18 protein-coding genes are annotated in these 26,244 nt (G+C 57.5%); 9 read left to right on the top strand and 9 right to left on the bottom strand.

Annotated features, from left to right (window positions below; translation table 11 throughout):
* The first annotated feature begins 56 nt into the window (after window positions 1-56).
* The 4 genes from RHN82_RS11300 (at window position 57) to feoC (ending at window position 5,531) form a co-directional block, all read left to right on the top strand.
* On the top strand, window positions 57-2,387 hold the full coding sequence (locus RHN82_RS11300) for a Tex family protein (protein WP_047050493.1): 2,331 nt from the start codon (window positions 57-59) through the stop codon (window positions 2,385-2,387).
* A gap of 319 nt (window positions 2,388-2,706) precedes the next feature.
* Complete coding sequence (feoA, locus tag RHN82_RS11295; RefSeq protein ID WP_003861611.1) at window positions 2,707-2,934, top strand: ferrous iron transporter A; 228 nt, start codon at window positions 2,707-2,709, stop codon at window positions 2,932-2,934.
* A 30-nt stretch (window positions 2,935-2,964) separates the two neighbouring features.
* On the top strand, window positions 2,965-5,283 hold the full coding sequence (gene feoB / locus RHN82_RS11290) for a Fe(2+) transporter permease subunit FeoB (RefSeq protein ID WP_047050495.1): 2,319 nt from the start codon (window positions 2,965-2,967) through the stop codon (window positions 5,281-5,283).
* Between the two features lie 11 nt (window positions 5,284-5,294).
* Window positions 5,295-5,531, top strand: coding sequence for a [Fe-S]-dependent transcriptional repressor FeoC (feoC, locus tag RHN82_RS11285; protein WP_047050497.1), 237 nt, complete (start codon window positions 5,295-5,297; stop codon window positions 5,529-5,531).
* Here the strand turns inward: feoC and bioH are convergent.
* On the bottom strand, window positions 5,506-6,288 hold the full coding sequence (bioH, locus tag RHN82_RS11280) for a pimeloyl-ACP methyl ester esterase BioH (RefSeq protein ID WP_047050498.1): 783 nt from the start codon (window positions 6,286-6,288) through the stop codon (window positions 5,506-5,508). The two genes, feoC and bioH, sit on opposite strands and share 26 nt — an antisense overlap.
* Before the next feature lie 36 nt (window positions 6,289-6,324).
* On the opposite strand from bioH, the gene gntX reads away from it, so the two are divergent.
* The 3 genes from gntX (at window position 6,325) to gntT (ending at window position 9,264) form a co-directional block, all read left to right on the top strand.
* Complete coding sequence (gene gntX, locus RHN82_RS11275) at window positions 6,325-7,005, top strand: DNA utilization protein GntX (protein WP_047050500.1); 681 nt, start codon at window positions 6,325-6,327, stop codon at window positions 7,003-7,005.
* Between the two features lie 61 nt (window positions 7,006-7,066).
* A complete protein-coding gene (gene nfuA, locus RHN82_RS11270) occupies window positions 7,067-7,642 on the top strand; it encodes a Fe-S biogenesis protein NfuA (RefSeq protein WP_003861601.1) in 576 nt (191 codons plus the stop codon).
* Between the two features lie 305 nt (window positions 7,643-7,947).
* Window positions 7,948-9,264 (top strand): gluconate transporter, encoded by a 1,317-nt coding sequence (gene gntT, locus RHN82_RS11265; RefSeq protein ID WP_047050503.1) that lies wholly within the window; start codon window positions 7,948-7,950, stop codon window positions 9,262-9,264.
* An 86-nt stretch (window positions 9,265-9,350) separates the two neighbouring features.
* On the opposite strand, the gene malQ is transcribed toward gntT, so the two are convergent.
* Window positions 9,351-11,432, bottom strand: a complete 2,082-nt coding sequence (gene malQ / locus RHN82_RS11260) for a 4-alpha-glucanotransferase (RefSeq protein WP_047050504.1) — start codon at window positions 11,430-11,432, stop codon at window positions 9,351-9,353.
* A gap of 9 nt (window positions 11,433-11,441) precedes the next feature.
* Window positions 11,442-13,835: a maltodextrin phosphorylase gene (gene malP / locus RHN82_RS11255; protein WP_047050506.1), complete on the bottom strand. Its 2,394-nt coding sequence runs from the start codon at window positions 13,833-13,835 to the stop codon at window positions 11,442-11,444.
* Between the two features lie 571 nt (window positions 13,836-14,406).
* Between malP and malT the strand changes: the two genes are divergently transcribed.
* Window positions 14,407-17,112, top strand: a complete 2,706-nt coding sequence (gene malT, locus RHN82_RS11250; protein ID WP_003861595.1) for an HTH-type transcriptional regulator MalT — start codon at window positions 14,407-14,409, stop codon at window positions 17,110-17,112.
* Window positions 17,113-17,174: 62 nt separating this feature from the next.
* Here the strand turns inward: malT and RHN82_RS11245 are convergent, their stop codons facing one another.
* The 3 genes from RHN82_RS11245 to glpE are packed head-to-tail and all read right to left on the bottom strand — an operon-like array spanning window position 17,175 to window position 19,160.
* Complete coding sequence (locus RHN82_RS11245) at window positions 17,175-17,933, bottom strand: DeoR/GlpR family transcriptional regulator (RefSeq protein ID WP_032655365.1); 759 nt, start codon at window positions 17,931-17,933, stop codon at window positions 17,175-17,177.
* A 16-nt stretch (window positions 17,934-17,949) separates the two neighbouring features.
* Window positions 17,950-18,780, bottom strand: coding sequence for a rhomboid family intramembrane serine protease GlpG (gene glpG / locus RHN82_RS11240; protein ID WP_047050509.1), 831 nt, complete (start codon window positions 18,778-18,780; stop codon window positions 17,950-17,952).
* A 47-nt stretch (window positions 18,781-18,827) separates the two neighbouring features.
* Window positions 18,828-19,160: a thiosulfate sulfurtransferase GlpE gene (gene glpE, locus RHN82_RS11235; RefSeq protein WP_008503062.1), complete on the bottom strand. Its 333-nt coding sequence runs from the start codon at window positions 19,158-19,160 to the stop codon at window positions 18,828-18,830.
* Between the two features lie 285 nt (window positions 19,161-19,445).
* Here glpE and glpD point away from each other — a divergent pair, with 285 nt between their 5' ends.
* Window positions 19,446-20,954, top strand: a complete 1,509-nt coding sequence (glpD, locus tag RHN82_RS11230) for a glycerol-3-phosphate dehydrogenase (RefSeq protein WP_047050513.1) — start codon at window positions 19,446-19,448, stop codon at window positions 20,952-20,954.
* Window positions 20,955-21,044: 90 nt separating this feature from the next.
* Here the strand turns inward: glpD and glgP are convergent, their stop codons facing one another.
* The 3 genes from glgP to glgC are packed head-to-tail and all read right to left on the bottom strand — an operon-like array spanning window position 21,045 to window position 26,239.
* Complete coding sequence (gene glgP, locus RHN82_RS11225; RefSeq protein ID WP_047050514.1) at window positions 21,045-23,492, bottom strand: glycogen phosphorylase; 2,448 nt, start codon at window positions 23,490-23,492, stop codon at window positions 21,045-21,047.
* An 18-nt stretch (window positions 23,493-23,510) separates the two neighbouring features.
* Complete coding sequence (gene glgA, locus RHN82_RS11220) at window positions 23,511-24,944, bottom strand: glycogen synthase GlgA (protein WP_022649646.1); 1,434 nt, start codon at window positions 24,942-24,944, stop codon at window positions 23,511-23,513.
* A complete protein-coding gene (gene glgC, locus RHN82_RS11215; RefSeq protein ID WP_003861582.1) occupies window positions 24,944-26,239 on the bottom strand; it encodes a glucose-1-phosphate adenylyltransferase in 1,296 nt (431 codons plus the stop codon). The genes glgA and glgC overlap by 1 nt, the downstream gene beginning before the upstream one ends.
* Between the last annotated feature and the right edge of the window lie 5 nt (window positions 26,240-26,244).

The raw sequence follows: 26,244 nt of genomic DNA, 5'->3' as shown, positions 1-26,244 counted from the left end.
TGGTGTCAGCCCGTATAACTATCCCCCTGATTTTCGATCCACAAGATGAACTGACCATGATGAAAGAGTCGCTCTGCCGCATTATTGCGGGTGAACTTCAGGCCAGAGCCGAACAGGTAGAAGCTGCCGTTCGCCTGCTTGATGAAGGGAACACCGTGCCGTTTATTGCACGTTATCGTAAGGAAGTCACCGGCGGTCTGGATGACACGCAGCTGCGAAACCTGGAGTCCCGTCTGGGCTATCTGCGCGAGCTGGAAGACCGACGTCAGGCGATCCTCAAATCTATCGGCGAGCAGGGCAAGCTGACCAGTGACCTGGAAAAAGCCATTAACGGTACCCTGAGTAAAACCGAGCTCGAAGACCTCTATCTGCCGTACAAACCGAAGCGCCGCACGCGCGGGCAGATTGCGATCGAAGCCGGCCTTGAGCCGCTGGCCGATCTGCTGTGGAACGAGCCGTCCCACGATCCGGAAACCGAAGCCGCCAAATTTATCGACGCCGATAAAGGCGTAGCGGACACCAAAGCCGCGCTGGACGGCGCGCGCTATATTCTGATGGAGCGCTTCGCCGAAGACGCGGCGCTGCTGGCCAAAGTGCGTGATTACCTGTGGAAGAACGCGCATATCGTCTCCACCGTGGTGTCCGGCAAAGAGGAAGAAGGCGCGAAATTCCGCGACTACTTCGATCACCATGAACCCATTTCTACCGCGCCGTCTCACCGCGCGCTGGCGATGTTCCGCGGCCGTAACGAAGGCGTGCTGCAACTCTCCCTGAATGCCGACCCGCAGTTTGACGAGCCGCCAAAAGAGAGTCACTGCGAGCAGATCATTATCGATCACCTCGGTCTGCGCCTGAACAACGCCCCGGCGGATAGCTGGCGCAAAGGCGTGGTGAGCTGGACCTGGCGCATTAAGGTGCTGATGCACCTCGAAACCGAGCTGATGGGCACCGTGCGCGAGCGCGCCGAAGACGAAGCGATCAACGTCTTCGCCCGTAACCTGCACGACCTGCTGATGGCTGCGCCAGCTGGCCTGCGCGCCACCATGGGTCTCGATCCGGGTCTGCGTACCGGCGTGAAGGTGGCCGTGGTTGACGGCACCGGTAAGCTGGTTGCCACCGACACCATTTACCCGCACACCGGTCAGGCAGCGAAAGCGGCTGTCGTCGTCGCCGCGCTGTGCGAGAAGTACAACGTGGAGCTGGTTGCCATCGGTAACGGTACGGCGTCCCGCGAAACCGAACGTTTCTATCTCGACGTGCAGAAGCAGTTCCCGAAAGTGACGGCGCAGAAAGTGATCGTCAGCGAAGCGGGGGCATCGGTCTACTCCGCCTCAGAACTGGCAGCGCAGGAGTTCCCGGATCTGGACGTTTCCCTGCGCGGCGCGGTCTCTATCGCCCGTCGTTTGCAGGATCCGCTGGCGGAGCTGGTGAAGATTGACCCGAAATCCATCGGCGTGGGCCAGTATCAGCACGACGTCAGCCAGACGCAGCTGGCGCGCAAGCTGGATGCGGTAGTGGAAGACTGTGTTAACGCCGTCGGCGTGGACCTGAACACCGCTTCCGTTCCCCTGCTGACCCGCGTGGCGGGCCTGACCCGTATGATGGCGCAGAATATCGTCGCCTGGCGTGATGAGAGCGGTCAGTTCCAGAACCGCCAGCAGTTGCTGAAGGTGAGCCGTCTGGGGCCGAAAGCATTTGAGCAGTGCGCGGGCTTCCTGCGCATCAACCACGGCGATAACCCGCTGGATGCCTCTACCGTTCACCCGGAAGCCTATCCGGTTGTTGAGCGTATTCTGGCCGCCACCCGGCAGGCGCTGAAAGACCTGATGGGCGACAGCAGCGCGCTGCGTAACCTGAAAGCGGTGGATTTCACCGACGAACAGTTCGGCGTGCCGACGGTCACTGACATCATCAAAGAGCTGGAAAAACCGGGCCGCGATCCGCGTCCTGAGTTTAAAACCGCGACCTTTGCTGACGGCGTGGAAACCATGAACGACCTGCTGCCGGGCATGGTGCTGGAAGGGGCGGTAACCAACGTCACCAACTTTGGCGCGTTTGTGGATATCGGCGTGCATCAGGACGGTCTGGTGCATATCTCTTCCCTCGCCGACAAGTTCGTTGAAGATCCGCACACCGTGGTCAAAGCGGGCGACATCGTGAAGGTGAAAGTGCTGGAAGTGGATCTCCAGCGCAAGCGTATCGCCCTGACCATGCGTCTGGACGAGCAGCCGGGCGACACTAACGCGCGCCGTGGCGGTAATGGCGGAGGCCGTGAACAGCAGCGTCCGGCAGCGAAAGCCGCGAAGCCACGCGGACGTGACGCTCAGCCAGCAGGCAACAGCGCGATGATGGATGCGCTGGCAGCGGCGATGGGTAAGAAACGCTAATGCTGTAAATGCCCGGTGGCGCGACGCTTACCGGGCCTACGGTTTTGTAGGCCGGGCAAACGCAGTGCCGCCCGGCAAGCAGGCCGCAGGGAATTAAAATAAATATGTTGTATCCATATTTAAACCACGAATTATCACCTCATTAACAAATAGCCCTCTTTTTATTTTCACCTCAATTTCGAAAATATTGAGCAAGGTCAAGCAGACCGCAAATTAATACGATTAACAACATCCCGTCACATTTTTATTATTGCTGATAAAAACTATTCTCATTATCATCGCAGTGTAGATTATTTAACCTCTCGTGGAATCAGGCGCTATGCAATTCACTCCAGACAGTGCGTGGAAAATTATCGGTTTTACCCGTGAGATAAGCCCGGCCTATCGGCAGAAGCTGCTGTCCCTGGGCATGCTACCCGGCTCATCGTTCCAGGTGGTGCGCGTTGCGCCGTTGGGCGATCCTGTTCATATCGAAACCCGACGCGTTAATCTGGTTCTGCGTAAAAAAGACCTCGCATTAATTGAAGTTGAATCTTTATCCCGTTAACAAGCCAGCGGTTTCAGTGAGTCTATTACAATGAAAAAATTAACTATTGGCTTAATTGGCAATCCTAATTCCGGCAAGACAACCTTATTTAATCAGTTAACCGGCGCACGCCAGCGTGTGGGAAATTGGGCAGGCGTGACGGTGGAACGCAAAGAAGGCCAGTTCACCACGACAGATAATCAGGTCACGCTGGTTGATTTACCGGGGACCTATTCCCTCACCACGATTTCATCCCAGACCTCTCTCGATGAGCAAATTGCCTGCCACTATATTCTGAGCGGCGACGCGGATCTGCTTATCAACGTGGTGGATGCCTCCAACCTCGAACGAAATCTGTATCTCACGTTACAGCTGCTGGAGTTGGGTATTCCCTGCATCGTGGCGCTTAACATGCTCGACATCGCGGAGAAGCAAAAGCTGCGCATCGATGTCGATGCCCTCTCCGCCCGTCTGGGCTGCCCGGTGGTTCCGCTGGTTTCTACCCGCGCGCGCGGCATTGACGCCCTGAAGCTGGCGATTGACCGCCACACGGGCAATGCCGACGTCGAACTGGTGCACTATGCCCAGCCGCTGCTGCGCGAAGCCGGGCAGCTGGCGCAGGAGATGGACAACAGCATGCCCGCCAGACAACGTCTGTGGCTTGGCCTGCAAATGCTGGAAGGCGATATCTACAGCCGCGCCTACGCAGGCAATGCGGCGGATAAGCTGGGCGTCGCACAGGCTCGCCTGAGCGACGAGCTGGATGACCCAGCCCTGCACATTGCGGATGCGCGCTATCAGGCCATCGCCGCTATCTGTGACGTGGTCAGCAATGCATTAACCGCTGAACCCAGCCGCTTCACCGCCGCTGTGGATAAGATTGTGCTCAACCGCTTCCTCGGTTTGCCGATCTTTTTACTGGTGATGTACGTGATGTTCCTGCTCGCCATTAACATCGGCGGTGCATTACAACCTATCTTTGATGGCGGCTCTGTCGCAATCTTCGTGCACGGTATTCAGTGGCTGGGCTACACCCTCCACTTCCCGGAATGGTTGACCATCTTCCTTGCGCAGGGGATCGGCGGCGGGATCAACACCGTCCTGCCGCTGGTGCCGCAGATCGGCATGATGTACCTGTTCCTCTCCTTCCTTGAGGATTCCGGTTACATGGCGCGCGCCGCCTTCGTGATGGACCGCCTGATGCAGGCGCTGGGGCTGCCGGGCAAATCCTTCGTGCCGCTGATTGTCGGTTTTGGCTGTAACGTGCCGTCAGTCATGGGCGCGCGTACGCTGGATGCCCCGCGCGAACGCCTGATGACCATCATGATGGCGCCGTTCATGTCCTGCGGCGCGCGGCTCGCGATCTTCGCGGTCTTTGCCGCGGCGTTCTTTGGTCAGGAAGGGGCGCTGGCCGTCTTCTCCCTGTATGTGCTGGGTATCGTGATGGCTATTCTCACCGGCCTGATGCTGAAGCACACCATCATGCGTGGCGAAGCGTCGCCGTTCGTGATGGAACTGCCGGTTTATCACGTTCCGCATCTGAAAAGCCTGATTATTCAGACATGGCAGCGCCTGAAGGGTTTCGTTCTGCGCGCTGGTAAGGTGATTGTGGTGGTCAGCATTTTCCTGAGCGCCCTGAACAGCTTCACTCTGAGCGGCCAGGCCGCGGACAACATTAATGACTCTGCCCTGGCCTCCGTCAGCCGGATCATTACGCCGGTCTTCAAACCGATTGGCGTTCAGGAAGACAACTGGCAGGCAACCGTGGGCCTGTTCACCGGCGCGATGGCGAAAGAGGTGGTGGTCGGCACCCTGAACACGCTCTACACCGCTGAGAATATTCAGGAAGAGGAGTTTAACCCGGCAGCGTTCCACCTCGGCGATGAACTGCTTGGCGCGGTGGAAGAGACCTGGCAGAGCCTGAAAGACACCTTCAGCCTGAGCGTACTGGCGAACCCGATTGAAGCCAGCAAAGGTGACGGCGAAATGGCGACCGGAGCAATGGGCGTGATGGGCCAAAAATTTGGCAGCGCGTCGGCGGCCTACAGCTACCTGATCTTCGTCCTGCTCTATATTCCGTGCATCTCGGTCATGGGCGCCATTGCCCGTGAGTCCAGCCGCGGCTGGATGGGCTTCTCCATTCTGTGGGGGCTGAACATTGCCTACTCGCTGGCGACCGTGTTTTATCAGGCCGTCAATTACAGCCAACATCCGCGCTACAGCCTGGTCTGTATCCTCGCAGTGATCCTGTTTAACGTAATGGTGATTGGCCTGCTGCGCCGGGCGCGTAGCCGCGTTGACGTAAACCTGCTGGCAACGCGCAAAACCCCGACGACCTGCTGTAGCAGCCCTGCGGGCGACTGTCACTGAGGGGAAGAAAGATGGCATCGTTGATTCAGATTCGTGACTTACTGGCGTTACAGGGACGAATGGAGGCGAAGCAGGTTAGCCTCAGCCTGCATACGCCGCAGCCGATGATCGATGCCATGCTGGAAAGGCTGGAGGCGATGGGGAAAGCCGTGCGCATTCAGGAAGAGCCGGACGGTTGTCTGTCCGGCAGTTGTAAGAGTTGTCCTGAAGGTAAAGCCTGTCTCAGGGAGTGGTGGACGCTTCGCTGATAAAACCGGACAGCGCCGAACAAAACTCAGCAGGATGAGAGATGAACGGCGCATGTGCCGCTTTGGCAACCACCATTGATTTACTCTCCGGCCACAGCGCATCCAGCAGCGGAACCACCTTGCGCGGAACCAGTCCATCCAGATAGCCATAAATACGCAGATGCGGCACCGTTAACGACGCCAGCGGCTCGCGCAGATCGACCATTTTCAGGATCTCCAGTCCACCGTTCAACACCTCAACCTCCGGCATCGGCAGAGAAAGCACCGTCTGCTTCAGCGTCCGCGCATCCTGACGGGCGGTTTCTGTTCCCATGGTTTGTAGCGCCAGAAAACGCTCCACCGTCCGCTGGAAGTCTTCACTCAGCTGGTGCTGGAACCCGGCCAGCACCTCAGGTTTGATGCCCGGCCACGCCTCGCGGGCGCTGAAACAGGGTGATGAGGCAACGGTGATCAGCGCCTGGACCCGCTCAGGATGGCGCAGCGCAATCTGGCTTGCCACCAGCCCGCCCAGGCTCCAGCCGAGCCAGACGGCTTTTTGCGGCGCGGCATCCAGAACCTGCTCCGCCATGTCGTCAAGCGTCATCGCGCCGTAGCCGCGGCTGCGGCCATAGCCCGGTAGATCCACCAGGTGTACCGTGAATTGCGAGGCCAATTCCTCACTTATGCAACGCCACACTTCGGCGTTCAGTCCCCATCCGTGCAGCAGCACAAGATGACAATTTCCCGTCCCAACGGTCTGCCACCACAGCGTCTTCATCAGTTAACGTTCTCTTTTTTCACATGGAGGTTGCGTATGCTAACAGTGCCCGGCTTGTGCTGGCTATGCCGAATGCCACTTGCGTTGAGCGCGTGGGGCGTCTGTTCCGTTTGCACGCGAGCGCTGGGTTTCCTGAAGGGCTGTCCGCAATGCGGCTTGCCTGCCGTAAGCCAGACGCTCCCCTGCGGCCGATGCCTGAAAAAAGCGCCGCCGTGGAGCGCGCTGGTGGCGGTGGATGATTACGTTTTGCCGCTGAGTCGTCTGGTTCATCAGTTCAAGTTTTCCAGCCAGACTGCACTGGCGCAGCCCCTGGCACGTCTGTTGTTACTGGCGGTATTACAGGCGCGAAGAACGCGCGGGCTGCCGCCGGTCGACACGCTTGTGAACGTGCCACTGTTTCAGCGTCGGCACTGGCGGCGGGGATACAATCAGAGCGACCTGCTGTGTCGTCCGCTTGCCCGCTGGCTGGGTTGCCGGTACCCCGCCTCTGCGCTGAAACGTACTCATGCCACTGCCGTTCAGCACCGGCTCAACGCCCGGTCGCGCAAAAGGAACCTGAAAAACGCCTTTCGCCTTGAATTGCCGGTCAACGGCCTCCATATCGCGATTGTGGATGATGTCGTCACCACGGGCAGTACCGTGGCTGAACTTTCCCGACTGCTTTTGCAAAGCGGCGCCGCGTCAGTTCAGGTATGGTGTCTGTGCCGTACCTTGTAGCCCTTCTTCAATGGGCGTATGATTATACCCAGGTAATTTAGTCAACTATTAGGCCAAAGCTATGATCCGTATTTCCGATTCTGCACAAGCGCACTTTGCCAAACTGCTGGCAAATCAGGAAGAAGGGACGCAGATCCGCGTGTTTGTGATCAATCCAGGCACTCCGAATGCAGAATGTGGTGTCTCTTATTGTCCTCCGGATGCTGTGGAAGCAACTGACACTGCCCTTAAATTTGAACAGCTCACCGCGTACGTTGATGAGCTGAGCGCGCCGTATCTTGAAGATGCGGAGATTGATTTCGTCACTGACCAGCTGGGTTCTCAGCTGACGCTGAAGGCACCAAACGCCAAGATGCGTAAAGTCTCCGACGATGCCCCGCTGATGGAGCGTGTGGAATATCTGCTGCAATCGCAGATCAACCCGCAGCTGGCCGGCCACGGGGGACGTGTTTCCCTGATGGAAATCACCGAAGATGGTCTGGCTATCCTGCAATTCGGCGGCGGCTGTAACGGCTGCTCCATGGTTGATGTAACCCTGAAAGAAGGGATCGAGAAGCAGCTGCTGAACGAATTCCCGGAACTGAAAGGCGTACGCGATCTGACCGAGCACCAGCGCGGCGAGCACTCCTACTACTGATTCAGTACCCGTCTGTATTGCCCGGTGGCGCTGCGCTTACCGGGCCTACTTTTTCTTGCCTCTCCCTCTATATGTTGACCTGCGTCTCATAATTCAAATTTTGCCTCTCTGGGTGATTCTCAATCACGTCATGTTACCCGTATCATTCCCATGTGCACTCAACACCCTTATAACAGCCGACTAAACTTAACGTTTTCGCAGGCATCAGTATGAGTGCCGTTAACACTCTGTTCCCAGTTGGGACAACCGGAATTTGTCGTTGAAACAATGACGTTACCCATAACAATTCAAAGGCCAGGTCAATCATGCCATTAGTCATCGTCGCTATCGGTGTTGTGTTATTACTGCTCTTGATGATCCGTTTCAAAATGAACGGATTTATCGCTCTGGTTCTGGTGGCACTTGCAGTCGGTCTGATGCAGGGAATGCCGCTGGTTAAAGTTATCAGCTCCATTAAAGCCGGTGTCGGCGGTACGCTCGGCAGCCTGGCGCTGATCATGGGCTTCGGCGCCATGCTCGGTAAAATGCTCGCGGACTGCGGTGGCGCACAGCGTATTGCCACCACGCTGATCGACAAATTTGGTAAGAAGAACATTCAATGGGCGGTGGTGTTAACCGGTTTTACCGTCGGTTTCGCGCTGTTCTATGAAGTGGGCTTCGTGCTGATGCTGCCGCTGGTGTTCACCATCGCCGCTGCCGCCAACATCCCGCTGCTGTTTGTCGGTGTGCCAATGGCTGCGGCGCTGTCCGTCACCCACGGTTTCCTGCCGCCGCACCCGGGTCCAACCGCTATCGCCACCATCTTCCACGCCGATATGGGTAAAACCCTGCTGTTCGGTACGATTCTGGCGATCCCGACGGTGATTCTGGCAGGCCCGGTGTACGCCCGCTTCCTGAAAGGCATTGATAAGCCTATCCCGGAAGGGCTGTACAGCGCCAAAACCTTTACTGAAGAAGAGATGCCAGGCTTTGGCGTCAGCGTCTGGACCTCACTGGTACCGGTGATCCTGATGGCGATGCGTGCCATAGCAGAGATGATTCTGCCGAAAGGTCACGCGTTCCTGTCCGTTGCGGAGTTCCTGGGCGACCCGGTGATGGCAACGCTGATTGCGGTCCTGATCGCCATGTTCACCTTCGGTCTTAACCGTGGTCGTTCCATGGATCAGATCAACGACACGCTGACCTCTTCCATCAAAATCATTGCCATGATGCTGCTGATCATCGGCGGTGGCGGCGCGTTCAAGCAGGTGCTGGTCGACAGCGGCGTGGACAAATACATCGCGGCCATGATGCATGAAACCAACGTCTCCCCGCTGCTGATGGCGTGGTCTATCGCCGCCGTTCTGCGTATTGCGCTGGGCTCTGCGACCGTTGCGGCGATTACCGCAGGCGGTATCGTTGCGCCGCTGATTGCGACCACGGGCGTAAGCCCTGAGCTTATGGTTATCGCGGTCGGTTCCGGTAGCGTGATTTTCTCCCACGTGAACGATCCGGGCTTCTGGCTGTTCAAGGAGTACTTCAACCTGACCATCGGTGAAACCATCAAGTCCTGGTCCGCGCTGGAAACCATTATTTCGGTGTGCGGTCTGGTCGGGGTGCTGCTGTTGAATATGGTGGTTTGATGTAAAAAAGCCGGGTGGCGCTGACGCTTACCCGGCCTACATTCTATTCCCTCTCCCTCTGGGAGAGGGTTAGGGTGAGGGTGAAACTACCGCTTCTTACCCACCGCTTTTCGCCGCTTGTCCAAATCCTTAATCAACCTGTTCACCCCGTCATCGGCGAACATCGCTTCAAGCGTTGTGGACAGCTTGCGACGCCAGTTTTTGTACTGATAGCTGGTGCCGGGGATGTTTACCGGCTCCGCCATATCAATCCAGTCTTCCGGTTGCAGACCGAGCAACGCGCTGTTGCTGTCGGCAATATAGCGCTGTAAGCCACGGTTAAGCGTTGGCGTCATCGACATCAGCGACGCCTTATGCCCGGCGCGCTTCGGCAGACAGCCATGCTTATGCAGCGCATCCAGCAGCCCCTGCTTCGCCAGCTCGCGATCCTGATACAGCCCACGCAGAACCTCTTCATCCGGGTAGAGACCCAGCGTTTTGCCGAGCGTCAGGTCGCCGCTTTCCCAGTAGCCTCTGAGCGTAGGAAGATCATGCGTCGTCGCGACTGCCATTGACTGTTCAGGGTACGCTTTCGGCGCGCGGAAGGTTTTCTCATGGTCGTTTTCAAAATAGAGCACTTTGTAGGAGTAAACCCCGCTGTCGCGGAGCTTACTGACAATTTCCACCGGCACGGTACCGAGATCTTCGCCAATCACCATGCACTGATGACGTTTACTCTCCAGCGCGAGGATTGAAAGCAGGTCGTCCACCGGATACTGCACGTACGCCCCGTGGTCAGCCGTTTCACCGTACGGGATCCACCACAGGCGCAGCACGGACATCACGTGGTCGATACGCAACGCGCCGCAGTTCTGCATGTTAGCGCGCAGCAGGTCGATAAACGGCTCGTAGGCACGCGCCACCATCACGTGCGGATCCATCGGCGGTAAGCCCCAGTTCTGACCAAGCGGGCCAAGAATATCCGGCGGCGCACCCACAGAAGCTTTCAGGCAGTAAAGTTCACGGTCACACCAGGTTTCCGCCCCGCCTTCCGCCACGCCGACAGCCAGATCGCGATACAACCCGATCGGCATGTTATAGCCCTGGCTCACCTGCCAGCAGGCGGCAAACTGGCTGTACGCCAGCCACTGCAACCAGAGATAGAAATCCACCTCGTCGGCATGCGTCTCACAGAACGCCTTCACTTCCGGGGTATCCACGGACTGATAGGCTTCCGGCCACACCGGCCAGCCCCAGCGCATCTCGTCCTCCTGCACCTGATACGCATGCAGCGCATCAAACGCCGCCTGCCAGTAAAGGCTCTCACCTTCCTGCATCACAAACTGGCGGAAGGCTGCCATCTGCTCGTCGTCACGCTTCGCAAAGCCTTTCCACGCCAGACGCAGAGCCGCCATTTTCAGCGCGGTCACGGAGGCATAATCCACCCAGTCCGCATCGCGGGCCTGTTTCAGCAACTGCTGCGTGGTCTCAAGTTTCCACCACGCCTGGGCCTCTTTGCTGTTTTTGAAATCGTCTAACGCGTTAACGTCGATGTAAATCACGTTCAGCCAGCGGCGGGACGACGGGCTGTACGGGCTGGCGCTTTCCGGATTCGCCGGATAGAGCGCGTGGATCGGGTTAAGGCCGATAAATGCCCCGCCGCGCTCACCAACAGATGCCAGCATCTTTTTCAGATCGCCGAAATCGCCGATTCCCCAGTTGCTGTCCGAGCGCAGGGTGTAGAGCTGCACGCAGGCGCCCCACAGCTTTTTGCCTTCCAGCAGCGCCTGCGGCTCATAGCAGCGCTTTGGCGCCACGATCACCCGGCAGTGAAAACGCTGGTCGTCCTGGGTGAGCGTAAGCGTGTGGTAGCCCTCCGGCAGTTTCGCCGGAAGGTTGAGGGTTTTGCCGCCGGTGGCATGGCCTTTGTGCTGATGCCCCTCTTCGGTGGTGAGCAGCCAGCTGAACTCGCCGCGCCCTTCCACCGCCAGCGGCATCTTTTTGCCCGCGGTAAAGACCTTCACGTTCGGCACCGGCGCACCCGACGCTTTCGCGTCGGTTTTGTGCATGGCATCCAGCAAACGTCTTTTGGTGTCCGCACCAATAGACTGCGGTTTGCCGTGCGCATTGATGTAACTGAGGCTAATTCCCGCCGCCTGCGCGGCACTGTCCAGACGTTTACTCTCCATCGCGCTTCCTTAGCGTTTTGCCTGCCAGATACGAGCCTGATAATCACGGATTGAGCGGTCAGAGCTGAACATACCGCAGCGCGCGGTGTTCAGGATACACGCGCGGGTCCACGCATCCTGGTCGCGATACAGCACGTCGACCTGCTTCTGCGCTTCAACGTAAGCCGAGAAGTCAGCCATCACCAGGTACGGGTCGCCGCCGTGTTTGTCCATGCTGTGCAGCATCTGGTCAAAGGCGTGCTTGTCGCCGTCGCTGTACTTCCCGCTTTCCAGCTCTTTGAGCACCGCATCCAGCACTTTATCTTTTTTACGCCATTTCACCGGGTCATACCCTTTGGCTTTGATGGCTTTCACTTCTTCAACAGTATGGCCGAAGATAAAGATGTTCTCTTCGCCGACCTTCTCGGCGATTTCGACGTTCGCACCGTCCAGCGTGCCGACGGTCAGCGCGCCGTTCAGGGCCAGCTTCATGTTGCCGGTACCGGACGCTTCTTTACCGGCGGTAGAGATCTGCTCGGAAATATCCGCCGCCGGGATCAGCATTTCAGCCGCAGAGACGCAGTAGTCCGGCAGGAACACCACCTTCAGCTTGTCGCCCACTTTCGGATCGTTGTTGATCGCCGCCGCCACTTTATTAATGGCGAGGATAATGTTTTTCGCCAGGTAGTAGCCCGGCGCCGCTTTCGCACCGAACAGGAACACGCGCGGGACGCGGTCGGCCTGCGGGTTCTCGCGGATCTCTTTGTACAGCGCCAGAATGTGCAGCAGGTTCAGGTGCTGACGTTTGTACTCGTGCAGACGTTTGATCTGGATATCGAAAATCGCATTCGGGTTGATCTCAATTCCGGTGCGCATTTTCACGAACTCGGCCAGACGAACCTTGTTCTCCAGCTTAATGGCGCGGTACTGCTCGCGGAACTTCGCGTCGTCAGCCTGTTTTTCCAGGTTGATCAGCTGGTCCAGGTCGTTGGCCCACTCTTTCTTCAGGGTCTTGTCCAGCAGGCCGGCCAGCAGCGGGTTGCACTGCTTGATCCAGCGACGCGGCGTGATGCCGTTGGTCACGTTATGGAATTTGGTCGGCCACAGCTGGTGGTATTCCGGGAAGAGATCTTTCACCACCAGATCCGAGTGCAGCGCGGCAACGCCGTTCACCGCAAAGCCGCTGACCACGCACATGTTCGCCATGCGCACCTGTTTGTCGTGTACCACGGCCAGCTTCGCCCAGACGGCTTTGTCGCCCGGCCAGGTTTTCTCCACCAGCGTTTTGAACTGGTCGTTAATCTTATTGATGATCTGCATATGGCGCGGCAGCAGCGTTTTCACCAGCTTCTCATCCCAGCACTCCAGCGCTTCCGGCATCAGGGTGTGGTTGGTGTAGGCGAAGGTGCGGCTGGTGATGGCCCAGGCGTCGTCCCAGCTCAGCTGATGCTCGTCGATCAGCACGCGCAGCAGTTCCGGGATGGCAATGGTCGGGTGCGTGTCGTTAAGCTGAATCACTTCGAAGTCCGGCAGCTGTGCCAGCTTGCGGCCCGCCAGGTGGTGGCGACGCAGAATGTCCGCCACGGAGCAGGCGCACTGGAAGTACTGCTGCATCAGACGCAGTTTTTTACCCGCCAGATGGTTGTCGTTCGGGTAGAGGACTTTGGTCAGCTTCTCGGCGTCGATCCCCTGCTGCTCGGCGCGCAGGAAATCACCGTCGTTGAATTTGGTCAGGTTAAACGGATGCGCGTGCTTCGCCTGCCACAGACGCAGCGGCTGCGCCACGCCGTTACGGTAGCCGAGTACCGGCAGATCCCAGGCTTCGCCAGTGATGGTGAACGCCGGTTCCCAGAGCCCCTGCTTTGTCACTTTCCCGCCAATGCCCACATGCACATCCAACTGTGCGTTGTGGCGGAACCACGGATAGGTATTGCGGTGCCAGTCGTCCGGCGCTTCCATCTGATGGCCGTCGGCAAATGACTGACGGAACAGGCCGTACTGATAGTTCAGGCCATAGCCAATCGCCGACTGACCCACGGTTGCCATGGAATCCAGGAAGCAGGCTGCCAGACGTCCCAAGCCGCCGTTGCCCAGCGCCGGGTCAATCTCTTCTTCCAGCAGATCGGTCAGGTTGATGTCGTGTTCTTTCAGCACGTCACCGACCTCCTGATACCAGCCAAGGTTCAGCAGATTGTTGCCCGTCAGACGACCAATCAGGAACTCCATCGAAATGTAGTTGACGTGACGCTGGCCTTTCACAGGCTTCGCCACAGGCTGAGCGTCCAGCTGCTCTGCGAGCGCCCCGCTCACCGCCTGCCACCACTGGTGAGGCGTCATCTCGTTTGCAGCATGAAGGCCAAAACGCTGCCACTGACGCGTCAGGGCAGCCTGAAATTGAGCTTTGTTGAAAGTAGGCTGTGACATAGGGAATCGGCATCCTGTAGAGAGAAAACACATTTGGCGCTAGTGTGCCTGGCTCATTGCGCCTCTTCCTCCTCCTGTCGGGGATTAGGCAGGGAGGAGTAGCGGGGATGAGCATAAAAGTGTGATCGAGGCCACTGTGTAAGTGTGCGCTTCGCGGAAAAAGCGATCCCGGAAGAGCGTCAAAGAAATGAAATGCAGTTTCGGAGGAAAGTTATCATCGCTGAAATGATTACTTACGTAGAATAATATTTCCACGTGTCGGGATTATTCAGCACCACTATTAAGCCCATGCAACTTTCCCTGAAGTTAATTAACTTCAGCGTCATTATCTCTTTCTGAAACCAGTTTCAGCGCAACTGCGACTTATGCAGACAAGCCAGAAGCAGCGCGGCATCCAGCCAATTACGGAAAGTTCCATCAGTGATGAGAATGTTTTGTGACAGAGTGCAAATTCAGAGCCTCCAAACCCAGACATAACTTGCAATAGTTCCTCTATTGGCCGAACTTATAGATATTAATTACGAAGCGCAAAAAAATAAATTCTCTCGTTCCCCACAGTGAAGTGAAAACTATGTTGATTCCGTCCAAATTAAGTCGCCCGGTTCGTCTTGACCATACTGTGGTCCGCGAGCGCCTGCTGGCTAAACTTTCCGGTGCGCATAATTTCCGACTGGCGCTGGTTACGAGTCCTGCGGGTTATGGAAAAACAACGCTCATTTCGCAATGGGCGGCAGGTAAAAGCGATCTTGGCTGGTACTCCCTGGATGAAGGTGATAACCAGCAGGAGCGCTTTGCCAGCTATTTAATTGCCGCGATTCAGCAGGCAACCAACGGACACTGCGTCACCAGCGAGGTGATGGTGCAAAAGCGCCAGTACGCCAGCCTGTCCTCTCTTTTCTCCCAGCTATTTATTGAGCTGGCCGAATGGCATCGCCCGCTGTATGTGGTGATTGATGATTATCATCTGATCACCAACCCGGTTATTCACGAATCCATGCGTTTCTTCCTGCGCCATCAGCCGGAAAACCTGACGCTGGTTGTCCTGTCGCGTAACCTTCCGCAGTTGGGCATTGCCAACCTGCGCGTGCGCGATCAGTTGCTGGAAATCGGCAGTCAGCAGCTGGCCTTTACCCATCAGGAAGCGAAGCAGTTCTTTGACTGCCGCCTGACGTCTCCGATTGAGGCGTCGGAAAGCAGCCGCCTGTGCGATGACGTTGCCGGCTGGGCCACGGCGCTTCAGCTGATTGCCCTCTCCGCGCGGCAAAACAACAGCCCGACGCATCAGTCCGCACGCCGCCTGGCGGGCATCAACGCCAGCCACCTGTCGGATTATCTGGTGGATGAAGTACTCGACAGCGTTGACCTCTCCACCCGCCATTTCCTGCTGAAAAGCTCCCTGCTGCGTTCCATGAACGATGCGCTGATCGTGCGTGTCACCGGCATTGAAAACGGGCAGCTTCAGCTCGAAGAGATTGAACGTCAGGGTCTGTTCCTGACGCGCATGGACGATCACGGCGAATGGTTTAGCTACCATCCGCTGTTTGGCAGCTTCCTGCGCCAGCGTTGCCAGTGGGAACTGGCCGCAGAGCTGCCTGACATTCACCGCGCCGCCGCCGAAAGCTGGATGGCGCAAGGTTTCCCGAGCGAGGCTATCCACCATGCGCTGGCCGCCGGGGATGCCGGTATGCTGCGCGATATTCTGCTCAACCACGCGTGGGGACTGTTCAACCACAGCGAACTGACGCTGCTGGAAGAGTCGTTAAAAGCGCTGCCGTGGGAAAGCCTGCTGGAGAACCCGCGTCTGGTGCTGCTCCAGGCCTGGCTGATGCAGAGCCAGCATCGCTACAGCGAAGTGAACACCCTGCTGGCGCGCGCCGAGCAGGAGATGGAAAGTGAGATGGATACCACCCTGCACGGCGAATTTAACGCCCTGCGTGCGCAGGTGGCGATTAACGACGGCGATCCGGATGAAGCCGAACGGCTGGCGATGGTCGCGCTGGATGAGCTGCCGCTGGCGAATTTTTACAGCCGTATTGTCGCCACCTCGGTACACGGCGAAGTGCTGCACTGTAAGGGCGATCTCACGCGTTCGCTTTCACTCATGCAGCAAACCGAACAGATGGCGCGCCGACACGATGTCTGGCATTACGCCCTGTGGAGCCTGATCCAGCAAAGCGAGATTTTATTTGCTCAGGGATTCCTGCAAGCCGCCTGGGAAAACCAGGAGAAAGCGTTCCAGCTGATCCGTGAACAGCATCTGGAACAGCTGCCGATGCACGAGTTCCTGTTGCGTATTCGCGCTCAGCTGCTGTGGGCATGGTCGCGTCTGGATGAAGCGGAAAGCTGCGCCCGCCAGGGTCTGAATGTCCTTTCGAGCTTCCAGCCGCAGCAGCAGCTCCAGTGTCTGGCTCTGCTGGTGCAGTGCTCGCTGGCGCGCGGCGACCTGGATAATGCCCGCAATCACCTTAACCGCCTGGAAAATCTGCTCGGCAACGGGCAGTACCATAGCGACTGGGTATCCAACGCCGATAAGGTCCGGGTGATTTACTGGCAGATGACCGGCGATAAAAAGTCCGCCGCCAACTGGCTGCGTCATACGCCTAAACCGGAATTTGCCAATAACCACTTCCTGCAAAGCCAGTGGCGCAACATCGCCCGCGTGCAGATCCTGCTGGGTGACTTTGAGCCTGCCGAGATCGTGCTGGAAGAGTTAAACGAAAACGCCCGCAGCCTGCGCCTGATGAGCGATTTAAACCGCAACCTGCTGCTGTTAAACCAGCTTTACTGGCAGGCGGGACGTAAAAACGATGCCCAGCGCGTACTGCTGGAGGCGTTACAGCTGGCGAACCGCACCGGGTTTATCAGCCACTTTGTGATTGAGGGTGAAGTGATGGCCCAGCAGCTGCGCCAGCTGATTCAGCTCAACACGCTGCCGGAACTCGATCAGCATCGCGCCCAGCGCATTCTGCGCGAGATCAACCAGCATCATCGCCACAAGTTTGCGCACTTCGATGAAAACTTTGTTGAACGTCTGCTGAACCATCCGGAAGTGCCGGAGCTTATCCGCACCAGCCCGCTCACCCAGCGTGAATGGCAGGTGCTGGGGCTGATCTACTCAGGCTACAGCAACGAGCAGATTGCCGGTGAGCTGGCGGTGGCGGCGACCACCATTAAAACGCACATTCGCAATCTGTATCAGAAGCTGGGCGTGGCGCACCGTCAGGACGCGGTGCAGCATGCGCAGCAGCTGTTGAAGATGATGGGATATGGAGTGTAGATCCTCTGCGGTCTGATGCCCTCACCCCGGCCCTCTCCCACAGGGAGAGGGAGAACAGCTTTTCAACACAACTCTAACTGCACATTATTATCTTTAATCACCTGCATGACGCCCGCCGGCGGCATCACGTCGGTGTAGACCGCATTCACCATGCTGATGCTGCCCATGTTCACCATCGCATTACGACCAAACTTGGAGTGATCCACCACCAGCATTACGTGACGTGAGTTCTCAATGATCGCGCGCTTGGTGCGCACTTCGTGGTAATCAAACTCCAGCAGCGAGCCGTCGGTGTCGATGCCGCTGATCCCCAGAATGCCGAAGTCGAGGCGGAACTGAGAGATAAAATCGAGCGTCGCTTCGCCGATAATGCCCCCGTCGCGGCTGCGCAGTTCGCCGCCCGCGAGGATGATGCGGAAATCGTCTTTCTGCATCAACGTGTTGGCCACGTTCAGGTTGTTGGTCACCACGCGCAAGTTCTCATGGTTCAGCAGCGCATGGGCGACCGCTTCCGGGGTGGTGCCGATATCAATAAACAGCGTCGCGCCGTTCGGGATCTGGCTCGCCACTTTACGGGCGATACGCTCTTTCTCTGCCGTTTGCGTCGCCTTACGGTCATGCCACGAGGTGTTCACCGAGCTGGACGGCAGCGCGGCGCCGCCGTGGTGACGCAAAATACGGTTCTGATCGGCCAGGTCGTTGAGGTCACGACGGATGGTTTGCGGGCTGACGGCAAACTGCTCCACCAGCTCTTCAGTACTGACGTATCCCTGTTTTTTTACCAGTTCGATAATGGCGTCATGACGTTGTGTTTGTTTCATCAAATGTCCCTGGGAATTATGTTCGTTTTCGCGCATGGAGCGTATCGGCCAGCGCCATCGCCAGCCCGACCGCCAGGCCGGTAACGTGCGCACCATTGGCGATAGACATACCAAACAGATCAAACCATCCGGCAATAAGCCATATTAACGCAAAGGTTATTAATCCACGTTGTAAATAGATGCCGCTATCCGGGTCGCGCTCGCCTCTGAGCCAGGCGTAACCCATCAGGGCGTACACCACGCCGGATAACCCGCCAAACCACGGACCGCTGAATTTATGCTGAACGTAGCCGCTTAACAGGGCGCTGATAAGGGTGATCACAATCAGCTTGCCGCTGCCGAGCCGCTTCTCCACCGCCCCGCCGAGATACCACCACCACAGCAGGTTAAAGAGGATATGCATCACCGAGAAGTGCATCAGCGCATGCGTGAAGTAGCGCCAGACGTCAAATTGCAGGGAGGGATCGTAGGGCCATGCGAGGGCAATCATCACGCTCTGGTCGCCCACCACGCTCATAATAATGAAGACGATGATGCAGGCAGCCATCAAAAGCAGCGTAAACGGTCCTGCGCGCTCGCGGAGGGTGGCGAGAAACGGAAAACGTTGATAGTGCAGGCCACTGCCGGTCTGGCCGGATTGCCAGCTTGCCGCCAGATAACGCGGGTCGCCCGGGTTTTCCAGAAAACGCGCCAGCTCGTCGTTCACGCGGCTGGCCTGGCTTTCGTCTGCCAGCCAGACATCCGTCTGTGTATGCTGCTGAATAGTCAGGATAATGCCCTGCGTCGCCATATAGTCGACAAACGCCTGGGCGACGCGCGGGTTGCTAAAAGAGGTGATCATCAACATGGGCAGCGGTCGCTTATTTCCACACAAAAGGGGACAGTATAGCGGGATCAGCGCTCAAACGCGTATTCAACTTCTGCCGGGAAATGACGATGCCAGGCATCGAAGCCGCCATCGACGCTGTACACCGCGTCGTAACCCTGCTGGAGCAGATACTGCGCCGCGCCTTTACTGCTGTTGCCGTGATAGCACATCACCATCACCGGGGTATCGAAGTCGTTATCGCGCATAAACGCGCCCAGCGTGTCGTTGGTGAGATGGAACGCGCCCGGCGTGTGGCCCATCGCAAAGCTCTGCGGATCGCGGATATCCACCAGCACCGCTTTTCCCTGGTGCATCTTCTGGTGGGCTTCTTCTACGTTAATACATTCAAACTGATCCATGGTGTTCTCATCTTATATTCAGGTGTGGTGCGGTTTTCCCCTCACCCTACCCTCTCCCGGAGGGAGAGGGAAACGGATCACCCTCTCCCCGTGGGAGAGGGCTGGGGTGAGGGCATCAGACCGCACTATTTTACCCCGTAGTGTACGTCCTGGCGGCGGGTAAACGCCATTATGTTATCCATATCACTCTAAATTGTTTTTTTGATGTTACCAAAAGCGCGTTCCTTTGCTATTATGAGCGATATCGAACATTTTTGAGCTTTAACGAAAGTGCATGAGGGTGTTATGGAAACCAAAGATCTGATTGTGATAGGCGGTGGCATCAACGGTGCCGGTATTGCGGTTGATGCCGCAGGACGCGGTTTATCCGTGCTGATGCTGGAAGCTAACGATCTCGCCTGCGCGACGTCGTCCGCCAGCTCCAAGCTGATCCACGGTGGCCTGCGCTACCTGGAACACTACGAATTCCGCCTGGTCAGCGAAGCGCTGGCCGAACGCGAAGTACTGCTGAAAATGGCTCCGCATCTGGCGATCCCGATGCGCTTCCGCCTGCCACATCGCCCGCATCTGCGTCCGGCGTGGATGATCCGCATTGGTCTGTTTATGTACGATCATCTGGGTAAACGCACCAGCCTGCCGGGTTCGACTGGTTTGCGTTTTGGCTCAGAGTCGGTCCTTAAGCCTGAAATCGTGCGCGGTTTCGAATATTCCGACTGCTGGGTGGACGATGCGCGTCTGGTGCTGGCTAACGCGCAGATGGTCGAGAAGAAAGGCGGCGAGGTGAAAACCCGTACCCGCGCGACCGCCGCACGCCGCGAAAACGGCCTGTGGATTGTGGAAGCGGAAGACGTGGATACCGGCGAGAAGTTCAGCTGGAAAGCGCGCGGCCTGGTGAACGCCACCGGCCCGTGGGTAAAACAATTCTTCGATGACGGTATGCACCTGCCTTCTCCGTACGGCATCCGCCTGATCAAGGGCAGCCACATTGTGGTGCCGCGTGTGCATACCCAGAAACAGGCTTATATCCTGCAAAACGAAGACAAGCGCATCGTGTTTGTGATCCCGTGGATGGACGAGTTCTCCATCATCGGCACCACCGACGTAGAGTACAAAGGCGATCCGAAAAACGTAGAGATCGACGAGAGTGAAGTCAGCTACCTGCTGAAAGTGTACAACGCGCACTTTAAGAAACAGCTGGCGCGCGATGACGTGGTCTGGACCTACTCCGGCGTGCGTCCGCTGTGTGATGACGAGTCTGACTCACCGCAGGCCATCACCCGTGACTATACGCTTGATATTCATGACGTGGACGGTCAGGCGCCCCTGCTGTCGGTGTTTGGCGGTAAGCTCACCACCTACCGTAAACTGGCAGAGCACGCGCTGGAGAAACTGGCACCGTATTACAAAGGCATCGGCCCGGCGTGGACGAAAGGCGCCGTGTTGCCTGGCGGCGATATTGGCGGAAACCGCGACGATTACGCCGCGAAGCTGCGCCGTCGCTTCCCGTTCATTACCGAAGGAATGGCGCGCCATTACGCCCGTACCTACGGCAGCAACACCGAACTGTTCCTCGGCGACGCGAAAGAGATTGCCGATCTGGGCGAGCATTTTGGCCATGAGCTGTACGAAGCGGAACTGCGCTACCTGGTGGAACACGAATGGGTGCGCCGTCTGGACGATGCCATCTGGCGTCGTACTAAAGAAGGGATGTGGCTGAATGCCGAGCAGCAGTCTCGCGTGGCGCAGTGGTTGCAGCAGCATGCGGGAAAGCGTGAATTGTCACTGGCGTCCTGAGGGTGACAAAAAATGCCCGGTGGCGCTGCGCTTACCGGGCCTACAGGATCGAGTAGGCCGGGTAAGGCGGAGCCGCCACCCGGCTTTGTTTTACAACCGCACCGGATCAATATGCCAGATGTTCTCGGCATACTCTTTGATGGTTCTGTCTGACGAGAAGTATCCCATGTTGGCGATGTTATGCATCGCGGCGCTGGTCCACTTCTCCGGCTGACGGTACAGTTCGTCCACCTTATCCTGACAATCCACGTAGCTGCGGTAATCCGCCAGCACCTGATAGTGATCGCCAAAGTTAATCAGCGAGTCCACCAGATCGCGATAGCGTCCGGGCTCCTCAGGGTTAAACACGCCGGTGGCGATTTGCGTCAGCACCTGGCGTAACTCGTCATCCTCTTCATAATACTCACGCGGCGAGTAGCCCTGCTTGCGCAGCGCCTCCACCTCTTCCGCCGTATTCCCGAAGATAAAGATATTCTCCGCGCCCACATGCTCCAGCATCTCGACATTTGCGCCGTCCAGCGTGCCGATAGTCAGCGCGCCGTTCAGGGCAAACTTCATGTTGCTGGTGCCGGATGCTTCCGTCCCCGCCGTGGAAATCTGCTCAGAGAGATCCGCCGCCGGAATAATCAGCTGCGCCAGGCTTACGCTGTAGTTCGGGATAAACACGACCTTCAGCTTATCGCCAATGTCCGGATCGTGATTCACCACCTTCGCCACATCGTTGATGAGATGGATGATGTGCTTCGCCATGTAGTACGCGGACGCCGCCTTACCGGCAAAGATTTTCACGCGCGGCACCCACTCCGCCGTCGGGTCAGCCTTAATGCGGTTGTAGTGGGTAATGACGTGCAGGACGTTCATCAGCTGACGCTTGTACTCGTGGATACGTTTGATCTGCACGTCGAACAGCGCTTTCGGGTTCGCCACCACGTTCAGATGCAGCGCCAGCCAGACCGACAGACGTTTCTTGTTCAGCAGCTTGGCTTCGCGCACGGCTTTGTTCACCGTCGGGAAATCAATGTGCTGCTCAAGCTCGCTCAGCTGGCTCAAATCGGTGCGCCAGGTGCGGCCGATGTTCTCATCCAGAACGTCGGAGAGCGGCTGGTTCGCCAGCGCCAGCCAGCGGCGCGGGGTGACGCCGTTGGTCACGTTGCAGAAACGCGTCGGGAAGATCTTCGCGAAGTCCGCAAACAGCGACTGCACCATCAGGTTCGAGTGCAGCTCTGACACGCCGTTCACCTTGTGGCTGATCACCACCGCCAGCCAGGCCATGCGTACGCGGCGACCATTGGATTCATCAATGATCGAGGCGCGGCTCAGCAGACCGGTATCGTTCGGGTACTGCTCCTGCAAGGTCTTGAGGAAGTAGTCGTTGATCTCGAAGATGATTTGCAGATGACGCGGCAGAATTTTGCCGAGCATATCCACCGGCCACGTCTCCAGCGCTTCACTCATTAGCGTATGGTTAGTGTACGAGAACACTTGGCAGGTTACTTCAAACGCGTCATCCCAGCTGAACTTATGCTCGTCAATCAGCAGGCGCATCAGCTCAGGGATCGACAGCACCGGATGGGTATCGTTGAGGTGAATGGCGGTTTTTTCCGCCAGATTCGCATAGGTCTTGTGCAGCTGATAATGACGGCTGAGGATATCCTGAATCGTTGCCGAGACGAGGAAATACTCCTGACGCAGGCGCAGCTCGCGGCCTGAGTAGGTCGAGTCATCCGGATACAGGACGCGTGACACATTCTCGGAGTGGTTTTTATCTTCCACCGCCGCGAAGTAGTCACCCTGGTTGAATTTACCCAGGTTGATCTCGCTACTGGCCTGCGCGTTCCACAGGCGCAGGGTATTGGTCGCATCGGTGTCGTAGCCGGGGATGATCTGGTCATAGGCCACGGCGAGGATCTCCTCGGTTTCCACCCAGCGGGATTTTTTCCCTTCCTGCTGAATACGCCCGCCAAAACGCACCTTGTAGCGCGTGTTGTGGCGCTTGAACTCCCACGGGTTACCGTACTCCAGCCAGTAGTCTGGAGACTCTTTCTGACGACCATCCACGATGTTCTGCTTGAACATACCGTAGTCGTAGCGAATACCGTAGCCGCGCCCGGGCAGCGCCAGCGTCGCCAGTGAATCGAGGAAACAGGCGGCAAGACGCCCGAGACCACCGTTACCCAGCCCCGGGTCGTTCTCTTCGTCAATCAGCTCTTCTAAATCCAGCCCCATCTCTTCCAGTGCGTTTTTGACGTCGTCATAAATCCCGAGCGATAACAGCGCATTGGAGAGGGTGCGACCAATCAGAAACTCCATCGACAGGTAATACACCTGTCGCGTCTCCTGCGAAAGCTGGGCGCGGTTAGAGCGCAGCCAGCGTTCGACCATACGGTCGCGCACCGCAAACAGCGTGGCGTTCAGCCACTCATGTTTGTTGGCAATAACGGGATCTTTCCCAATGGTAAACATCAGCTTATAGGCGATGGAGTGTTTCAACGCCTCAACGCTGAGCGTGGGGGAAGAGTAGCTAAATGGAGCATTCATATCAGTAACTTCGCCTCGTTACATCAAGCGTTGATAAAGGTCGCGGTAGGACTGCGCCGCAACGTGCCAGCCAAAGTCCATGGACATCGCCTGACGTTGTACGTAACGCCACAGGGATGGACGGGACCACAAGACGAAAGCACGCCGGATCGCCCGAAGCAGCGACCAGGCATTACTGTCCTCGAAAACAAACCCGCTGGCGATACCGTCCGCCAGGTTTTCCAGGGAGCTGTCAGACACCGTATCCGCCAGCCCGCCCGTGCGGCGCACCAGCGGCAACGTGCCGTATTTCAGACCATAGAGCTGCGTCAGGCCACAGGGTTCGAAGCGGCTCGGCACCAGAATCACGTCCGCGCCGCCCATGATGCGGTGCGAGAACGCTTCGTGATAGCCAATCTGCACGCCCACCTGCCCCGGATGTTCCGCCGCGGCCGCGAGGAAACCTTCCTGCAATACCGGGTCGCCCGCGCCGAGCAGCGCCAGCTGGCCGCCCTGCTCCAATAATCCCGGCAGCGCTTCCAGCACCAGATCCAGCCCTTTCTGGCTGGTCAGGCGGCTGACCACCGCAAACAGCGGTACCTTGTCGTTGACCTTCAGCCCCATCGCAATTTGCAGCTGGCGCTTGTTCTCCGCTTTGTCCTCCACGGAGTCGCGCCCATAGCGCGCCGCCAGCAGGAGGTCCGTTTCCGGATTCCAGATCTGTTCATCCACGCCGTTCAGAATGCCCGACAGACGACCTTCACGGTGGCGCTGTTGCAGCAGCCCTTCCATACCGTAACCGAACTCCGGCTGGGTAATTTCCCGCGCGTAGGTTGGGCTGACCGCCGTGATGTGGTCGGCGTAGTACAGACCCGCCTTCAGGAACGAAATCTGTCCGTTAAACTCCAGCCCGTGCATGTTAAAGAACGACCATGGCAGATCGATGTCATTCATATGATGCGCGTAATACATGCCCTGATACGCCAGGTTGTGCACTGTAAACACCGATTTGGCCGGGTGCCCCTTCGCCGCCAGATACGCAGGAGCCAGCCCCGCATGCCAGTCGTGCGCGTGCACCACGTTCGGACGCCAGAACGGATCCAGCCCGACGGCCATCTCCGCCCCCACCCAGCCGAGCAGGGCAAAGCGCAGCACGTTATCGGTATAGGCGTACAGGTTGGTATCGTGATACGGGCTGCCGGGTCGATCGTATAAATGCGGGGCATCAATCAGGTAAATCCCTACGCCATTGTAATGTCCAAACAGCAGGGTGATACGTCCCGCGAAGGTCTCGCGACGGGTAACAACCTTTGCATCGGGAATACCACGCCGGATATCCGGAAAAGCGGGCAACAACACACGGGTATCCACCCCTCCGGCAATTTGCGCCGCCGGTAGTGCACCAAGAACATCCGCCAGTCCGCCCGTTTTTAACAACGGGAACATCTCAGAACATACGTGTAAAACCTGCATCATCGCTCCTGTTTGATTTGCAGCTTCCGCAACATTTCCCGTGTTACTAACACGATCCCCTCTTCCGAACGGTAGAAACGACGCGCATCTTCTTCCGCGTTTTCCCCAATCACCATCCCTTCGGGAATGACGCAGGCACGGTCGATAACGCAGCGACGCAGACGACATGAGCGCCCTACCCAGACATCCGGCAGCAGGACTGCCGAATCGATATTACAGAATGAGTTTATACGCACGCGCGGGAACAGCACGGACTGCACCACCACCGAACCGGAGATAATGCACCCGCCAGAGACCAGCGAGTTGAGCGTCATGCCGTGACTGCCGGAGCGGTCCTGGACGAACTTCGCTGGCGGCAGCGATTCCATATGGGTGCGAATCGGCCAGTTCTGGTCGTACATATCCAGCTCAGGCGTGACGGACGCCAGATCGAGGTTGGCTTTCCAGTACGCTTCCAGCGTTCCCACATCGCGCCAGTAAGGTTCCGCATTCGGATCGGACTGCACGCAGGACAGCGGGAAGGGATGTGCATACGCCATGCCAGCTTTGGTGATTTTCGGGATAATGTCTTTGCCGAAGTCGTGACTGGAGTTCTCGTCTTTGTCGTCCTCTTCCAGCAGTTCATAAAGGTAATCGGCATCAAAGACATAGATCCCCATGCTGGCGAGCGATTTGGTGTCGTCGCCCGGCATGGTTGGCGGGTTCGCCGGTTTTTCGACAAAGTCGATAATCTTGTCGTCGCCATCTACATGCATCACGCCAAACGCGGTTGCTTCCGCAACAGGCACCGGCAGACACGCCACGGTGCAGCGCGCCCCTTTTTCGACGTGGTCGATCAGCATGTGGGAGTAATCTTGCTTGTAGATGTGGTCCCCGGCGAGGATAACGATGTATTCCGCGTTATAGCGGCGAATGATGTCGAGGTTCTGGGTCACGGCATCCGCCGTGCCGCGGTACCAGTTCTCCCCGTGAACGCGCTGCTGCGCCGGGAGCAGATCGACAAATTCGTTCATCTCTTCGCTGAAGAATGACCAGCCGCGCTGAATGTGCTGCACCAGCGTGTGCGACTGATACTGGGTAATGACGCCAATACGGCGAATGCCTGAGTTCAGGCAGTTGGACAGTGCAAAATCGATAATACGGAACTTACCACCAAAGTGAACGGCCGGTTTGGCGCGCTTGATGGTCAAATCTTTCAGACGGGTACCACGCCCGCCCGCGAGTATCAGGGCAACTGTTTTTAATGGTAGCTGGCGCGCCAACATTAACGGATCGTTCTTCTCTAATCTAACCATGACTA

The organism is Enterobacter cloacae complex sp. EB5 (genome assembly GCF_031432835.1).
In the GTDB taxonomy this organism is placed as follows: domain Bacteria; phylum Pseudomonadota; class Gammaproteobacteria; order Enterobacterales; family Enterobacteriaceae; genus Enterobacter; species Enterobacter hormaechei_C.
Note: the sequence above shows the minus strand (reverse complement) of the source record. Positions and strands in the feature narration are given on the sequence as shown.

Excerpts from the sequence above, each read along its gene's own strand:
- glpD (WP_047050513.1), top strand. The coding sequence starts at position 19,446 with ATGGAAACCAAAGATCTGATTGTGATAGGCGGTGGCATCAACGGTGCC.
- feoA (WP_003861611.1), top strand. The coding sequence starts at position 2,707 with ATGCAATTCACTCCAGACAGTGCGTGGAAAATTATCGGTTTTACCCGT.
- malT (WP_003861595.1), top strand. The coding sequence starts at position 14,407 with ATGTTGATTCCGTCCAAATTAAGTCGCCCGGTTCGTCTTGACCATACT.
- RHN82_RS11245 (WP_032655365.1), bottom strand. The coding sequence starts at position 17,933 with ATGAAACAAACACAACGTCATGACGCCATTATCGAACTGGTAAAAAAA.
- malP (WP_047050506.1), bottom strand. The coding sequence starts at position 13,835 with ATGTCACAGCCTACTTTCAACAAAGCTCAATTTCAGGCTGCCCTGACG.
- feoC (WP_047050497.1), top strand. The coding sequence starts at position 5,295 with ATGGCATCGTTGATTCAGATTCGTGACTTACTGGCGTTACAGGGACGA.
- malQ (WP_047050504.1), bottom strand. The coding sequence starts at position 11,432 with ATGGAGAGTAAACGTCTGGACAGTGCCGCGCAGGCGGCGGGAATTAGC.
- nfuA (WP_003861601.1), top strand. The coding sequence starts at position 7,067 with ATGATCCGTATTTCCGATTCTGCACAAGCGCACTTTGCCAAACTGCTG.
- glgC (WP_003861582.1), bottom strand. The coding sequence starts at position 26,239 with ATGGTTAGATTAGAGAAGAACGATCCGTTAATGTTGGCGCGCCAGCTA.
- glgP (WP_047050514.1), bottom strand. The coding sequence starts at position 23,492 with ATGAATGCTCCATTTAGCTACTCTTCCCCCACGCTCAGCGTTGAGGCG.
- glpG (WP_047050509.1), bottom strand. The coding sequence starts at position 18,780 with ATGTTGATGATCACCTCTTTTAGCAACCCGCGCGTCGCCCAGGCGTTT.
- RHN82_RS11300 (WP_047050493.1), top strand. The coding sequence starts at position 57 with ATGATGAAAGAGTCGCTCTGCCGCATTATTGCGGGTGAACTTCAGGCC.
- glpE (WP_008503062.1), bottom strand. The coding sequence starts at position 19,160 with ATGGATCAGTTTGAATGTATTAACGTAGAAGAAGCCCACCAGAAGATG.
- gntX (WP_047050500.1), top strand. The coding sequence starts at position 6,325 with ATGCTAACAGTGCCCGGCTTGTGCTGGCTATGCCGAATGCCACTTGCG.
- bioH (WP_047050498.1), bottom strand. The coding sequence starts at position 6,288 with ATGAAGACGCTGTGGTGGCAGACCGTTGGGACGGGAAATTGTCATCTT.
- glgA (WP_022649646.1), bottom strand. The coding sequence starts at position 24,944 with ATGCAGGTTTTACACGTATGTTCTGAGATGTTCCCGTTGTTAAAAACG.
- gntT (WP_047050503.1), top strand. The coding sequence starts at position 7,948 with ATGCCATTAGTCATCGTCGCTATCGGTGTTGTGTTATTACTGCTCTTG.
- feoB (WP_047050495.1), top strand. The coding sequence starts at position 2,965 with ATGAAAAAATTAACTATTGGCTTAATTGGCAATCCTAATTCCGGCAAG.